This is a genomic window from Hansschlegelia zhihuaiae (assembly GCF_004103825.1).
GTDB lineage: Bacteria > Pseudomonadota > Alphaproteobacteria > Rhizobiales > Methylopilaceae > Methylopila > Methylopila zhihuaiae.
Genome location: NZ_RYFI01000029.1, coordinates 19,753 through 33,426 on the forward strand (window position 1 = coordinate 19,753; position 13,674 = coordinate 33,426).

A 13,674-nucleotide genomic window follows, 5' to 3' on the forward strand; every position below is an offset into this window, starting at 1 on the left:
TTTCGCCGATCAACGTAAGCGACCCGGCGCCGTTCCGGCCGAATGCGCAGGCGGGTGATCGAAGCGAGCGCCGATCAGGCGTCGACCGGAACGGATATCCGCCGAAGGGGAGGCGCCGGATTATACGCGTATAACGGCCCCTCGTGTTTTCGCGCGATCTCGTCGCGGCGCAGCGGCGGTTCAGCCTCCGTCGTCGTTGACGCGTGCGGACGCCTGTCCACCTCGCGGTTCTCCGGGCCCTTTGTGGTTCGCGCATCCGAGGAAGCGGAAACGATGCCTGACATCGACACTGAGGGTCTTTCGTTTGGGGCGCTCGGCAGGGCGGTGGCCGAGCTTCGCGAACTCGCGGGCCAGCCGACGCCCGACGCTCTGAAGCGGTGCGACAGCGTCGTGGGCCAGCTGGACGCACAAGCGATCGATCGGCGCCATCGCGCGTCGTCGATGAGGGCGCTGCAGCTTGCGGTGCTGAACCGCATGCCTACGGGGCAGGTGAAGGCCCATGTCGAGGCGCGCCTTTCGGCAATCCTTAAGAGCATCGAGCACGAAGGCCGGTTCGATGCCTCGACGCGTCAACGCTCCGCATTCTCCGGTATCGGCGGCTAGAGCTTCCGGAACGACCGATGTTTTGGCCCGTTCGATAAAGGAGCATCGCGCGAGTCAGTCAGAACAGCCACATGACAAAGCATGAAAAGTTCAACGTTTATGACGGCCCTGCCGGCGGTTGGGGATCTGCCGGGTCTGTCGGCCGGGCGCTCGTCCGCGATCGAGCGCCGCTGAAGTCCGCGGCGGCCCTCGCGAAGCAAACAAGCCAGGCGGTTTCGCCTGCGTGAGCTGCCCGTCAGCGAAGCCGCGCGACCTGCATGTCTTCGAGTTCTGCGAGAACGGCGCTAAGGCGACCGGCTGGGAGCTGACCTCGGAACGATCGGCGCCGAGTTTTTCGCGCGCCACACTCTGATTACGTAAGCCGAGCGCCAGCAGAATCGTATGTTCTGAGGATATAGTCTCTCAGTTCTGACGCCGAGCCCACGTCAAGGCTGTGGGCCGCCATCGTATCATTCCAAATAGCCTCTTCCTTGTGCGCCGCAACTATCAGCGTCTCCCGTGTGCCGGGGTTAAGAGCATCCAACTCGCCTTCGAAATCTGCATCGGTCTTCGCCATATCGCTCGCCTTAGCTCGGTTATGGAGCTTGCAATCATATTGGCCAGCGCGTGGTTGGCCGCCGCGGCGCGGGCCGCGACGGCCAACCGAGAAGCGGATCAGCCTCCATCGGTCCTATTTGTTATACGCTAGGCCTTTCCAGATGCGGCCTTCATCGCGGTGCCGGCCGCCCCAGACCGCGCCGATCGTGGCGGCTGCGGCGGCCACAAGAGCCGATGCGGCCAGCAGGAACGCGGTGAGGATGCCGGCGATCCTTGCGGTCTCCGCAGCATCCTCTGCCTGAGCCTTGGCGTCTGCGATGCGCTTTTGCGCCTCCGCCTTGAGCCGTTCGCCCTCGGCCTTCGCATCGTCGATGCGCTTCTGGGCCTCGGCTCTCAACTCCTGAGCCCGGGACACGGCTTCATTCACCCGAGCGTCGACCTGCTCCGGATTGAGCCCGGTGCGAGACGCCACTAGGTTGCGAAGGAAGGCACGGTCGTTGTCCGGGATATTTCCGGTGCGAACGAGGTTCATGAGAATCTCGCCGACCTGCCGCTGAGCTGCCGCCGGATCCTGGGGTTGCGCGGAGCCCTGGCCTCCTTCGGCCGGCCGAACCATCTGGTCGATCACGTAGTCGACCGGGTTCGACCGCATTCCCTCAGGAAGCAAGTCTTGCAAAGCTGGCGCTGCTGCCCCTCCAGCGCCCTGAGCGGCTCCCCCGAGCGCCTGGCCGGTTCCGCTGACGGCGCCGCCGACCAGTTGGCCTGCCCCTTGGGCCAGGCCTCCAGCCGCCGAGCCCGCCGCCTGAATGGTCGTCTCGGCCGCGCTTCCGACGGTTCGCGTGACTCCGCCGATCGCGGACGCGGCGAAGCTTCCGGCGACAAGCATGCCCAACCCCCAGACGACCAGACCATGCAGGCCGTCTCTGGCCGTGACCTCGTCAGCGACCGCGTCACCGAAACGACGGCGCATGCGCCCGGCCACGTAGCCGCCGAGCATGTAGACCGCGACGACCGAGACCGCGACGAAGAGGCCGGTGAGGATCAGCCCCAGAGTGCTGACGCCTCCGTCCTTTCCAACGGACACCGATCCCAGGCCAAGCGCGCTTGCGAAGGTCGACAAGACCAACGACGCCCCGGCCGCCACAACGGCTCCGGCGAAGATCGCGCCCCAGTCCACGTAACCGGAGCGGTCGGCGATGGATGCTGTGCTGTCGGTCATCAGCGTAGTCCCAAGGCCGACAGGATGAACAGAATGATGACGATTAAGCCGACCAGATAGATGATCGAGTTCATGGTCTTGTCCCTCTCCTAGGGGTTCGCCACACAAAACTCTGCGCGAGTTAGGGTGGTCGCATTCGTCCGTTCTGGCTCATCGGCCGTCGAAGGCTCGGGGACCAGAGCTTCTGGGCGCCCAAGGCTTCGAGTTCAGGCCGCCGTCGCGGAATGCTCTCCGGCAGCCGCCGTTGATGCGCCTCAGCTTGGCGTCGGATTGTCCTGATCTCTGGGGCTATCGTCTTGGCCCTCGACGGGCTCCGGATGCTCGCCCTGATGCTTGGCTGACGCGATCAACGCGGCTTCGCGGCTCGGGTAGCTGCCGAACGTCATGCCGCCGAACCGGTACGACCAACTCCCGTCCTTCTCGATGATTTCTGGTTCATCAGACATGGCGACCCTCCACCCTCGAGGGCGCAACCCGCGAGCCGCGACATCGTTCCGGGCCGAAAGTCTACCTCGCTCGAGCCGCGGTCCGCGGATCGGAAGGTATCACGGTGCGTTGCCCTCGACCGATCATCGGGGGCGGGGAGGGCTTCATGACCGGCAACGAGATGGTGCCGGCCCTGATGTTCGGAACGCTGGGCATCGCGCTTGCGGTCGTCGGCGCGCCGGGCTGGGCGAGCACGATGATCGAGCTTTCAGGCAAGCTGACGCGGGTCGAAACGATGACCTTCGATCTTCCCGACGAAGCAGCGGCTTTGGATTGGGTCAACGCGGGCCGCGAGGAAAAGCCATGATCCGCATCGCCGTCGCGCTCGCCGCCCTCACGGCGTTCGCGAGCTCGCCCGTCGTCGCGAAGTGCTCCGACGAGATCAAAGCTCTCCAGGGCAAGGCGGCGGGTCGGACGCCGCCGTCTGGCCCGGCAACCAGACCGCCACGGCGGCGTCTGGGACGTCTCCCAGCGAAGGCGGCGGACAGGCCAGCGCGTCCGCCAAGATCCTCGAGGCGCAGGCGCACGATCAGAAGCGCGACGAGGCCAACTGCATGAAGGCGGTCGAGGAAGCGAAGCAAATGGCGAGGTGATGCCACCAGTTCCGCAGCATCTTGTCGTCGGTCGATTATGACCGTGCCTAGCGGACTTGGCCGCGGGCCGAAAAGACGGTGCGGGCTCACCAACGGTTGGAGGACGCCAGCGAGCCCGCTGGAGCATACCCCGCTTAGCTCCAACCATAGGCTAACAGAGCAGTCACGGAAAAGCCCGGCGCGTCGGGGGATCGCGTCGGGCCTTCTTTATGCGAAGCGGATCGGGGGTGTCCGCTTCGGAGGCTAGACGCGCGAAGGGGGTGATTGGTTCCGGACTGTCGAGGAACTTCGACAGCGTCCGCCTGTTTCGCACTCGACCATCTGCCTCAACAAGGAGAGACAAAATGGCAGCACACGAAGACACAACGCGCGTCTACGACCTCGCCGAGAACATCGGCGTTTGCATGCTGGTCTCGAAGGCCGGCGCCGCGCTTCGCGCGCGCCCGATGCACGCCAAGGTCGATCGCGAAACCGATGTGATCACGTTTCTGACCGACGCCAGACACCACAAGGACGACGAGATCGCGGCCGACCCGGATGTTTGCCTCGCCTTCGCCAAGCCAGGCTCCCAGAACTACGTTTCGATCTCCGGCGTCGCCGAAGTCCTTAACGACCGGGCAGCGATCAAAGACCGTTTCAACGAAATGGCGAAGGTCTGGTTTCCGGAGGGCGCCGACGATCCAAACGTGCGCCTGCTCGTCGTGCGCCCACAATCCGCTGAGTACTGGGACGGCAAGACCAACCCGATCACGGTGGCGTTCGAGATCGTCAAGGCGCGCATGTCGAGCGAACGGCCCGATATGGGCGACAACCGCAAAGTCGCGATGGGAGGGCGCTCATGATCCGCGCTTCGGGGTGCAGGGGAATGCGCCTGCCGCCGCCCTTCTTCGCCGCCCGGGCCGGCAGCTCGAGCACATGCCCAACGCCTGACCATGGCCCAGGTCAACCGGGCGACCTCGCAGGCCCTCAGTCCCGCTTGGAGGGTCAGCAAAATGATGACGGCGTTGCGGTTCGGCGTGCGGCTTCGGCGGGCGAGCGCCAGGGCGCAGCGCACCTCCTTGCCGCCAAGGATCTTGGCGGGCTGTCCACGCATGGTGGGATCTCTGAACGGACTGGGGGATGCAGGGCGGCGCAGCGCCGCCCACGCCCCCACAATAGCATGGCGCGCGAAAATATCAACGATATCAGATAATTAGCGACAAAGTTCCGTGGTCAGCCCGTGCGCTCCCCACGGGCGCAGTCCTGTCGGGAAGGACGCGCAAAGCCCAGCTACACCCTCTGCAGGCGGCCGCCAAAGTGCTTGAAAGCGGCCTAAAACGCCTCTTTGACGGGCAAAGCGGCTTTTTGCGACGGGCCCCCGCCTAGGGCGTAGGGGTCCAGCAGAGGCCAGACAGGTCCAGCCAGAGCCAAACTGAATGTGGGGTGCAGCGTGGGGCGCGACGGCGCTATCAAGGCAAAAGCCAGCGAAAGCAATAACTTGTGAGAGGTCTCTGGCGGAGAGGGTGGGATTCGAACCCACGGTACGGTTGCCCGCACAACGGTTTTCGAGACCGTCCCAATCGACCACTCTGGCACCTCTCCGCGAAACTGGCGAGCCGTCGACGGGTCGCTCCATACACCGGGAGCCCGGCCGCGCACAAGCGGCGGGACGAGCGGGCAGGGCGGCGATCGAAAGGCTCACGCGGAGCGGCGGCGGTCTCGCGGTCGTGGCTTGACGGAGGGCGCGGCATTCCCGAGAGGACGCAGGGACACGCGACCCTCCGCGCGATCGATCCGTCGCCGCGCCTCGTCTCACCTTCCGAAGAGCCGTCAATGTCCGTCCTCGCCCGTCTCGTCGCCCATCCCGTCACCGAGCGCGCCGTCCTCGCGCTCGTCGTCGTCAACGCCGTCACGCTCGGCCTCGAGACCAGCCCGAGCGTGATGGCGCGCTGGGGCGGCCCGCTGCACCTGCTGGACCAGTTCATCCTTGCGGTGTTCGTCGTGGAGATCGCGGCGCGGCTCGCCGTCAGGCGCCTCGCCTTCTTCCGCGACCCCTGGTCGGTGTTCGACTTCACGATCGTGGCGATCTCGCTGCTGCCGGCGACCGGGCCGCTGCAGGTCCTGCGCGCGCTCAGGGTGCTGCGCGTGTTCCGGCTGATCACGCTGGCGCCGTCGCTGAAGCGGGTCGTGGGCGCGCTCGTGGGCGCGCTGCCCGGCATGGGCTCGATCGTGCTGCTGCTGCTGCTCGTGCTCTATGTCTTCGCCGTGATGGCGACGCATCTCTACGGGGTCGATATGCCGGACAAGTTCGGCACGCTCGGCATCTCGCTCTACACGCTGTTCCAGCTGGTGACGCTCGACGGCTGGTCGGGCGAGATCGTCAAGCCCGCGATGGAGACCCACCCTTACGCCTGGGTGTTCTTCATCACCTTCATCCTCGTGTCGTCCTTCACGGTCTTCAATCTGTTCATCGGCGTGGTGGTGAACGCCATGCAGGCAGAGCACGACCTCGAGATGAGCGAGAAGACCGGCAGGCCGCCGGTCTCGCTGGACGACCTGATGCAGGAACTGAAGCGGCTGCGCGCGGAGGTTCAGGAGCTGAGGGGGGCGACCCCGGCCGCGGGCGGGACAGGTCCCGCCCGGCTTTGACGGGCCGCGGGAGCGACGGCTCACATGTCGAGCAGCAGTCCGCCGTAGAACATGGAGACGATCGCGGCCGACAGCGCATACACGATGATGACCGCGCGCCGCTCGCGGCGGCGGCGGGGCAGCATGCTCCATCTGCTCGTGATGGTGTGGGAGTCGGCGGCCGAAGTGTCGCTGGTCAACATCTCTTTGCTCGATACGAAGGGCTACGTCCCCCTTTGGGTCGATCTACGTTCGGCGGCGTATCTCATCCATGCGGAGGCGAACCGCGGCGCGTTAAATTTCCGTAGGGCTTGAAACTCCACCGTATATTGCTCACCTAACCGTATAAGCCCAAGAGAATCAACGACCTCAATGTGAGCAAGTCACCCTTGCTCAGGGCCGCGATCGGCCTTTTTGCCGGTGCGGAAGCGTCGCGATCTCAAAAGAAAAGCGGCCCCGGGGTTCGGGGCCGCTTTCATGGCGACAAGTTCGAATGCGGGTGAAGCTATGGGATCTGATCCTTCAGATCCTCCCGACGGTAGAACCCGCCCGGCCTTTCAAAAGCCGCCGCCACTCCACGACTGTTTTGGCGTTTCCGAAACGTGCCCCAACTGACGTCTGCCAGTTTCGCCGCCTCGGCGAGTGGAATGTACGAGGACAAAAACTGCTCGATCGCCGACCGTGAAACGATCTTCATCGGACGGTTCGTTTTGGGATGCCGGCCGTCGACAGCCGGCAGGATCTTTTGTTCGATCAGCGCGTGCACCGAATTAACGGGCGCTCGCATCATCGCCGCCGCTTCCTTGACCGATAGAAGGTCTCGGTCTCTCGTCAGCACCAGCGCCTCAACCTCGCGCGGATCGACGAGTACGGAGTTGTAACCTTCGACGCCAATCCGCTTTCCGACCCGTTGAAGTTTGCCTTCCAGGATCAATCGGACGATCGCCTCAGCACCGCAGAACACTCTTTTCTGGGCCGCGCTGATATTCATCAGGGATGGATCATCGCTGTAGCGCTCATCCGCGGCCCGCGTCAGCTGAAGCAAAAATGCGTCGAGGTCGCGCGGTAGAAAGGCGTGGTCCTTCAAGCCGCTCGAGCCAGCGGCGATCCACGGCTTCAGAAGGCCCGATGCGACCAAGATCGGTTCGTGCGCCTTCGGTGCATTCAGGTACTTCAGAGCCTGTAGGTAGTTCAGACTGGACTTCGCGTCCTTTAGAAACTGCTCTGATTTGACCGCGTCGAAGGTTTGCCAATTGAACGGCAGATTTGATCTTGCTGGCACCCATCCCATTTCGATCAGCATAAGCCGCAGCCGATCGCGATCCATCTTATACTGGCGGCTAGCACTCCAGACCGAATGAACTTTCCGAGTCGACACTTCCTTTCCAAACAGTCTGTCGCCAGGCCCAACCGGCATGGTGTCCACGATGTGATCCGTGACGATCTTCCGGATCGGGTCGAAGTCCGCCTCGGCATTGGCGTTTGCGAGCCAATAGTAGATCTGGCCGTACATCGCCGTTGGTCCCTTGGCGTTACCGCCGGTCTTCGCGGTATTCATCGCGTCGAGCGCCGCGCGAACACCAGCCTCGCCCAGCGACACCGCTTCGAAGCCGATGTTGTCGCTCTCCCGGCGCTCGTCGTCCGAAAGGTCGGACAGCCGAGCGAGATGACCGCGCGTCATCGACGCCCCCAAGAGCGCTGCCGACTGCATCACGACATGCAGTGGCAGGCCGTCGATCCATGCGTCGCCCGGTGGCTGGTCCAGTCGTTCGAGCACGTAGCGCTCGAACGACGTCACCGGGCGTTCGACGGCCTGGGCCTCGAGCTGCGGCAGCATGCGTAAGGAGCGCGCAATGATAAGGCTCGTATCGAGCGACTCGCAGGCGGCGGCCATCCGCCCAGCGGCGCGAGTGCGAGGTGGTGACGCTCACAGGTCTTGATCTGCGAGATGATCCAGTGTGCGCGACGGTAAGGTCGGGCCTCGGCCTGAAAGGATTGCGCGTCGAGGTCCTCGCGAAAGCACGCAGGGCAGATCCGAACCTGATTTCGAGTGAGCTGGATGGTACGGCTGAACTTATGGGCGCGGTGAAAAATGGAGATTCCGCGCGGGCTGCCGGCGAAGGCTTCGCGTTCAAGCGCGGCCTGATCGGCTGCGCCGGCTTCCGCCAGCCTGGCCAGCGCAGCGCTTTCGCCGCAGATCACTGCCTGGACATCGAGGTGAAGGTCGTGAGCCAGCGTTCTCATGTCGCGGATGCAGTTACGGACGGCCAATCGTGACAAAAAGTCGGACGGCGCTTCCCGGTGACCGAGGGGTACGGTGAGAGGCAATCGCTTCATGAACGCCTCCCCGCCGCCTTGGCCGCGGCCACCGTCCGCCGACGGAGCTGGGCGCGCGAAAGAGCGACCTCGTCGACGACAGGGGCTTCCCAGAGCGCACCAGCGACATCGATCGTATCGTAGTCCTGGGCGATAAAGACGTTCATCTCCTCCCGTTCGTCGCCGGTCCGCGATGCGTAGGCGTCTGCGAAGTGATCGCCGTTCAGGACGCGATCGCCGGCTGCCAGGCAGGCTTCCAGCGCGTCCTGAACGAACTCCACCAGAACCCCGAACCTGCCGTCGGCCGCATGGATGAGGCGAAGCATGAACTCATCCGTCAGCATCTGCTCGAACTCGACGGTCGGGCACGCTTTCATCAGGTCGCGCACGACTTTTCGCATGGCCGGAACGTGGTCGCGGGTAACGCGGTTGAAGCGCACCTGCGAAGTCCGTCTCGAAATCGACCGATCGCCCTGGCAGAATCGGGCCACCTCGGGGAGGCCCGACAGGATGAGCCAGATCGTCCATTCGGGATCCTGAAGGAGGCCTTTCAGAGTGTTCTCGATCTGCGTCGCAGTCGACCAATTGACGTGATCGCCGTGCTGCGCCTCATCGATGTGCAGGATGCGGACCTGGTGCTCGCGGAACATGGCCTTGACCATCGGCCACACCTCGGACTGCTTGATCTCTCGCCTGGAGTGGTAGCCGAGCTTGCGAACGATCTCGTTGCCCAAAACGCCGAGGGTAAATGGCGAGGGCGCCACGACGGACAGTAGGGGGCAGCCCGATCCGATCTCCCCGAAGCCGACAAGCTCGGGCCGGGTCTGGTACTGTCGGGACAGCGCACGAGTCTTGCCCACTCCCGCGTCGCCCGTCACGATCAAGACCCGGCCTCCGCGCAGCGCCGAAGCCGAGTTTTTTCCTTCGGCCTGCCACTCGATTTCGCGCACGATCGAGTCGAACAGACGGTCGAATTCGACAGTCAGCAGCTTGTCGTTCTGCGTCGGCACGTAGACCTGCTGAACGGCGGCTACGCTGTCGCTTACTGACGTGCGGATGTCAGACCGGTTCGCCTTGATCCGGTCCACGAGGTTGACCGGCGCCTGTACAGCGCCGGTCTTGATGTCGCTCATCGGTCTCAGTCCTCGCCGAGGAAGTCGGCGCCGCTACCGCGGCGGCGACCGGTGGGCGACGAGCGCTTCACGACGGTCTCGGCGCTGTCGGCGCTGTCGGCCGGGGCGACCGGGGCCTGATCGTCCGGCGCGGCGTCGTCGGGTTCGTCCTCATCCAGGCCTTCCAGTGCGCGACCGCGCTCGGTCGCGACCTCGATGTCGAACGAGGCGAACAGGTTGGTCTCGTGGTCCCTCACCATCTCCGACGAGAGCAGAGTCGGTCCGATGCCGGCGAGTTCGGCGGACGCCAGCCCGTCCTTGCGGATCGCCGCGAGAGCTCTGAGCAAAATCGGCCGGCGGATCTTGGCGTTGTTGGCGTATCGGCGACGCAGCGCCTCCGCGGTTGCGATCCACTCCTGGGCGCTGACGCCATCGAAGTCCTTCATTTCGATCGGTACGGTGATCCAGCGTTTGTTCAGGCCCTGGACCGAAATGCTCCCGAGGTTGGAAAGGTCGACACGGATGTTGAGCGGCTGCTGACCGACGCTCTGACGCAGGACAGCGAGCTCGCGCGACCGGTAGTGCAGTCCTAGGTGGCGAATGCCTCGATTCGAGATTACGCGGACGTCGCGATGGCCGAACACGGCGCGCATCTGATCGTCGGAGGGGGGAGGCAGCACGCCATAACGATCGCTGAGGCGGATCCAGGCGTCGTTCGGCGTTTCATGGCCCAGTGAGGAATGCTCCTGGTTGTGATAGACGTCGACGATGTATCGGACCAGACAACGGGTGAGCACTTCGACCGTTACGTTGGTCGCGGCTTCCCAGTCGTAGTCGCCCTTGCTGGCGACGCTTTTGAACGTGCGGCCAGTGAAGTGCTGCATGAGCTGGCCGTCGATCGTGCCGAAGGCGCGCTCGACGACCGCCCTGACATCGGGTTTACCGGCCGGGCCGACTTCAGAAGTCGCGCCGTAATCGCGCACAACGGCGCGAAACTCCTTGCGGAACTCGGCGCCGCCGTCCGTCGGGACGGAGAGTGCGGTCAGGCAGTGATGCCAGGTCGACGCGCATTCGGCGGCCTGCGCGATCTTAGTCTTGTCGCGGGCCGTCATTTCCAGGGTCTTGATCGAAACATCGGCCGTCGGATTGAGCGCGAGGCGCACGCCCAAGATCACCCGCGAGGCTTCATCGATCGCCAGGCACAGGCTGAGCCGAGTCTTCGCGATCTTCTTCCGCCATTCGTCGGGCATGCCGGCCCAAAAGTGCTTCGGCAGCTTCAGGGCGCCGACATTGGTCCGCCAGTTGTCCATCAGCACCCGGTCACCGGGCGCCAGACCTGTGTCGTGACGGGCCGCGATCTTGAACTGGCGGTGAGCGGCTGCAGCCCCTTCACGCGCAAGGACAACGTCGTAGGGCCGGAGCTTGTTGATGCGACGGCGAAAGGTCGAGATCGAGGGCACATCGAGTTCGTCCTTGCCGTTCTGAAGGCGATCGGCGTTCAGCACCTCGAATTCGTGCAGCATCTGTTTGTAGAGCGCCGGCACCGTCGGCTCATTGCGGTCGAGATAAGCCTGGACCCAGCGGCTCATGACCTCCACGACCGTCGCGTCGACGATTGCGGGGAGACGCAAAGTAGCCGCCGTCTTGCGCCCGTCGCGGATCGCGAGGAGGTCGTTTTGGAACTTGTTGAGGCGCTTCCGATAGGTGCGGTAGGTCGAAGGGCAGATAAGCTTGGGCAGGCTTCTGCCTTCGCGTGAACCCTGGCCTTTCGCGAGCTTGTTCGCGTTGCCACCCGTCTCGGGCGTCGCGATCGGCTTCGCCTGCTGGGCGACCAATTCCCAGTAGACCCGCGAGATGAGGGGGCGGAGCGCATCGTCGGTGAGGCTGCTTTCAGTCTGTGCGCGCAGCTTTTCGACGCCATCGACGAGGCGCTTGTAGAAGTCGAGGTATTCCAGCTCTTCGGGCGGGATGTCCTGGGCGCAATCGATGTCCGCGTTCTGCGCGATCAGCTGCTTGCGAGCGCAGTCGAAGAAGTGCGGCTCGATCTCGATCTTCTTGCTCTGCAGCAGGCTGCCGATGTCGGCGTGCGAGAAGATCTCAGTCGGCGCGTCCGAGAGCGGGGTCGGCGTGTCGCCGGCCGTGACCTGCGTGAGGATGATGATGTTTGCGTCGCGCGCCTTCTGAACGTAGTGACGCGGTTCGGGGTCGCTGATCGTGATGCGCGACAGCGGGCTGAAGTTGTACTTCGCGGTGGTGGGGGCGATGGTCTGGCTCAGGGTCAGGTTCATGACTGTGGATCTTTCAATGTGATGCAGGAACGCGACGCACATGTGCGTCGTAGCTGATGGGTTTATTTGCGCTGGTCTTGAGATGCCGGGCCCGGATCAGCCGCAGGACGGCGTTGTAACCCGCGGCCTTCAGCCCGCTCGCGTTGACGAGGTCATCGATCAGGAGCCATCCGCTGGTCTGCTGAACCAGCTTCGAGACCTTGGCGTCTGCGTCCGGGTCTGGCACCCAGCAGGCGCGCAGGACCGCCTTGGCGTCCGCGACGTCGTCGGGGTGCATGTGCTGCTCGGTCCGGATGAGGTACCGGTCAGCAAGGCTGGTCCCGTACTGCTCGCGGATCAGCTGCTGCACGAAGACGATGTTGCTGCGCTCGACGAGCGCGGCCGGCTTGACGTCGACGAGCGCACGCCTTCCGGCATGGGTGACGGCGAGGAAGTCGAAGGTGTGGTGATGCAGGACGCCGTCGTCGTCGAAATATTCGACCGCCGCCGGCTGCTCCTGGATCATGACGATGGCGGTGGATGCGAGCCACAGCCAGAGCGCATTGCGCTCCAGGCCGCTTTCGAAGGTCAGCTCTATGTTGCGTTCGTGATCGACGATGTGTCCGCGGTAATTGTACGGCGAACTACTGGAGATCGACCGCGTCGCCAGGGTGGGATGCGGGAGTACGAGCAAAAAGTGTCTCCTCGCCCGTCAACTCGTGACGGGACGCTTGCACTGCGCGATTCGGCGTGAGACAACTGCTTGCGGGCTGGTCAGACCGCCCGCGAAACATTGGTCAAAAGCCGATGTTGGTGGAAAGCCAAGCGGTTACGGTTTCTGAGGCCTTGGAACCGCTTGGACAGCTACAAAGACGCGCAGCCGGCAAGCTGCGCGTCTTTTGTGTTTTCAGTGGGGTCTCGTGCTCTGGCCATTGAATCCGGTTTCTTAAACTGCTGTCATCGAATTGCTGAGTCGGATGAGTCACTAGGCGACGAATCCGAACTATTGAATTGATCCGGGACGGAATCGTCTTGGTGGAGTCAAGTTAAAGTGATCTAATCACTGTCACTATTGTTTTGACTCTTGCTATTTCTTGTGGTCGTCACCGGCTTATCGATTCGTGCAGGACGCCTTCAGCGCTGCGGGTCCTGAAGCTGGTAAAACCGGCTTAGCGTTCGCACCCATCCTTCGCCCTGCGCGAAGACCATGGAGGTGGTGACGGGACCTGATCCCAGCCTGGGATGGCCGTTCGCGACGCCGGTGAGGACTGTGATCAGCGACGGAGCTTTTCGCCATTCCGAAAGGATCGGAGCGGACAGCATCTGGTCGATGGTGGGGCGCTCTCCATTCGATCCGATCAGGCGCAGGTCGAACGCGAGCCGCTCAAGGCGGTCGGCTTCCCGGTTCCAGTTCATGACTGGGCCTCCGGGTGCGAAGCGACAAACGCGACCATCTCTTCAGCGCGCATGAACCGGCGTAACGCCAGTTCGCTCGCCAGCGCTCGCAGGGCCATCACGTTGCGACTGAGAAGGCTAAGTGTGACGTCGTAAGCGTCCTGCAGGTCCTGCTCGACCTCCGCCTTCAGCTTCGCGTCAGTCTCGAGCAAAGCGAGCGCTTCCTGAACGGTGCCGCGAAACGACAACGTGTCGCCAAGGCCGAATGACATGCGCCGTGCGGCCGAGAGAACGGTTGCCTGCCCAAGATCCGACGGTATTCCGCCGCCGGCTCCGCTGTTGGCCATCCCTGTCAGCAGCTCGTCAGCGGCACGTCCCGCCATCAGAATCGTCAGCGCCTGCTCGATGACGCTTACCGTGAGGACACGAGGCAGAGGTTTGAGGTGGGTCACGCCCCGATCCACATCGACGGCGATGAGGCGGTCGCTGTCAATCGGCGCTGAACTTTGACCCCTTATCGGCGTCCAATGTTGACCCCC

15 protein-coding genes and 1 tRNA gene are annotated in these 13,674 nt (G+C 63.8%); 5 read left to right on the top strand and 11 right to left on the bottom strand.

Features of this window, described 5'->3' with window-relative positions:
* Positions 1-54: 54 nt before the first annotated feature.
* The gene (locus tag EK403_RS20695) at positions 55-603 is read left to right on the top strand and encodes a hypothetical protein (RefSeq protein ID WP_128779355.1); all 549 of its coding nucleotides are present in this window, start codon (positions 55-57) and stop codon (positions 601-603) included.
* 352 nt (positions 604-955) lie between these two features.
* On the opposite strand, the gene EK403_RS20705 is transcribed toward EK403_RS20695, so the two are convergent.
* The 3 genes from EK403_RS20705 to EK403_RS20715 all read right to left on the bottom strand — a co-directional run bounded on the left by EK403_RS20705 (position 956) and on the right by EK403_RS20715 (position 2,805).
* Positions 956-1,159: a hypothetical protein gene (locus tag EK403_RS20705; RefSeq protein ID WP_128779356.1), complete on the bottom strand. Its 204-nt coding sequence runs from the start codon at positions 1,157-1,159 to the stop codon at positions 956-958.
* Positions 1,160-1,273: 114 nt separating this feature from the next.
* Positions 1,274-2,359, bottom strand: coding sequence for a F0F1 ATP synthase subunit B (locus EK403_RS20710; protein WP_128779357.1), 1,086 nt, complete (start codon positions 2,357-2,359; stop codon positions 1,274-1,276).
* Positions 2,360-2,613: 254 nt separating this feature from the next.
* Entirely contained in the window at positions 2,614-2,805 is a 192-nt protein-coding gene (locus EK403_RS20715; protein ID WP_128779358.1) for a hypothetical protein, read from the bottom strand.
* A 146-nt stretch (positions 2,806-2,951) separates the two neighbouring features.
* Here EK403_RS20715 and EK403_RS20720 point away from each other — a divergent pair, with 146 nt between their 5' ends.
* On the top strand, positions 2,952-3,152 hold the full coding sequence (locus EK403_RS20720; protein ID WP_128779359.1) for a SpoIIAA family protein: 201 nt from the start codon (positions 2,952-2,954) through the stop codon (positions 3,150-3,152).
* A 630-nt stretch (positions 3,153-3,782) separates the two neighbouring features.
* Positions 3,783-4,280 (top strand): pyridoxamine 5'-phosphate oxidase family protein, encoded by a 498-nt coding sequence (locus EK403_RS20725; protein WP_128779360.1) that lies wholly within the window; start codon positions 3,783-3,785, stop codon positions 4,278-4,280.
* A 649-nt stretch (positions 4,281-4,929) separates the two neighbouring features.
* Here EK403_RS20725 and EK403_RS20730 read toward each other — a convergent pair.
* A tRNA-Ser gene (locus EK403_RS20730) sits at positions 4,930-5,019 on the bottom strand.
* Between the two features lie 231 nt (positions 5,020-5,250).
* On the opposite strand from EK403_RS20730, the gene EK403_RS20735 reads away from it, so the two are divergent.
* Together EK403_RS20735 and EK403_RS22605 are read left to right on the top strand one after the other, a co-directional pair.
* The gene (locus EK403_RS20735) at positions 5,251-6,066 is read left to right on the top strand and encodes an ion transporter (protein ID WP_128779361.1); all 816 of its coding nucleotides are present in this window, start codon (positions 5,251-5,253) and stop codon (positions 6,064-6,066) included.
* Positions 6,067-6,189: 123 nt separating this feature from the next.
* Positions 6,190-6,360 (top strand): hypothetical protein, encoded by a 171-nt coding sequence (locus EK403_RS22605; RefSeq protein WP_164919706.1) that lies wholly within the window; start codon positions 6,190-6,192, stop codon positions 6,358-6,360.
* A 190-nt stretch (positions 6,361-6,550) separates the two neighbouring features.
* Here EK403_RS22605 and EK403_RS20740 read toward each other — a convergent pair whose 3' ends face one another.
* From EK403_RS20740 to EK403_RS20770, 7 genes are all read right to left on the bottom strand, one after another.
* On the bottom strand, positions 6,551-7,939 hold the full coding sequence (locus tag EK403_RS20740) for a helix-turn-helix domain-containing protein (protein ID WP_164919702.1): 1,389 nt from the start codon (positions 7,937-7,939) through the stop codon (positions 6,551-6,553).
* Complete coding sequence (locus EK403_RS23830; protein WP_128779363.1) at positions 7,840-8,382, bottom strand: TniQ family protein; 543 nt, start codon at positions 8,380-8,382, stop codon at positions 7,840-7,842. Before EK403_RS23830 ends, EK403_RS20740 begins: the two co-directional genes overlap by 100 nt.
* A complete protein-coding gene (locus EK403_RS20750; RefSeq protein ID WP_128779364.1) occupies positions 8,379-9,494 on the bottom strand; it encodes an ATP-binding protein in 1,116 nt (371 codons plus the stop codon). Before EK403_RS20750 ends, EK403_RS23830 begins: the two co-directional genes overlap by 4 nt.
* 5 nt (positions 9,495-9,499) lie before the next feature.
* Positions 9,500-11,761 carry a Mu transposase C-terminal domain-containing protein gene (locus tag EK403_RS20755; protein ID WP_164919707.1) on the bottom strand — a complete coding sequence of 754 codons (2,262 nt, stop codon included), beginning with the start codon at positions 11,759-11,761 and terminating at the stop codon, positions 9,500-9,502.
* Positions 11,762-11,774: 13 nt separating this feature from the next.
* Positions 11,775-12,434, bottom strand: a complete 660-nt coding sequence (locus EK403_RS20760; RefSeq protein ID WP_128779366.1) for a hypothetical protein — start codon at positions 12,432-12,434, stop codon at positions 11,775-11,777.
* Between the two features lie 440 nt (positions 12,435-12,874).
* Complete coding sequence (locus EK403_RS20765) at positions 12,875-13,156, bottom strand: DUF6634 family protein (RefSeq protein ID WP_128779367.1); 282 nt, start codon at positions 13,154-13,156, stop codon at positions 12,875-12,877.
* Positions 13,153-13,674, bottom strand: a 522-nt coding sequence (locus EK403_RS20770) for a M41 family metallopeptidase (RefSeq protein ID WP_487327333.1), incomplete at its 5' end; no start/stop codon positions are given. The genes EK403_RS20770 and EK403_RS20765, both read right to left, overlap by 4 nt.

Coding starts and splice junctions, on each gene's coding strand:
- EK403_RS20705 (WP_128779356.1), bottom strand. CDS start 1,159: ATGGCGAAGACCGATGCAGATTTCGAAGGCGAGTTGGATGCTCTTAAC.
- EK403_RS20710 (WP_128779357.1), bottom strand. CDS start 2,359: ATGACCGACAGCACAGCATCCATCGCCGACCGCTCCGGTTACGTGGAC.
- EK403_RS20715 (WP_128779358.1), bottom strand. CDS start 2,805: ATGTCTGATGAACCAGAAATCATCGAGAAGGACGGGAGTTGGTCGTAC.
- EK403_RS20720 (WP_128779359.1), top strand. CDS start 2,952: ATGACCGGCAACGAGATGGTGCCGGCCCTGATGTTCGGAACGCTGGGC.
- EK403_RS20725 (WP_128779360.1), top strand. CDS start 3,783: ATGGCAGCACACGAAGACACAACGCGCGTCTACGACCTCGCCGAGAAC.
- EK403_RS20735 (WP_128779361.1), top strand. CDS start 5,251: ATGTCCGTCCTCGCCCGTCTCGTCGCCCATCCCGTCACCGAGCGCGCC.
- EK403_RS22605 (WP_164919706.1), top strand. CDS start 6,190: ATGCTCCATCTGCTCGTGATGGTGTGGGAGTCGGCGGCCGAAGTGTCG.
- EK403_RS20740 (WP_164919702.1), bottom strand. CDS start 7,939: ATGGCCGCCGCCTGCGAGTCGCTCGATACGAGCCTTATCATTGCGCGC.
- EK403_RS23830 (WP_128779363.1), bottom strand. CDS start 8,382: ATGAAGCGATTGCCTCTCACCGTACCCCTCGGTCACCGGGAAGCGCCG.
- EK403_RS20750 (WP_128779364.1), bottom strand. CDS start 9,494: ATGAGCGACATCAAGACCGGCGCTGTACAGGCGCCGGTCAACCTCGTG.
- EK403_RS20755 (WP_164919707.1), bottom strand. CDS start 11,761: ATGAACCTGACCCTGAGCCAGACCATCGCCCCCACCACCGCGAAGTAC.
- EK403_RS20765 (WP_128779367.1), bottom strand. CDS start 13,156: ATGAACTGGAACCGGGAAGCCGACCGCCTTGAGCGGCTCGCGTTCGAC.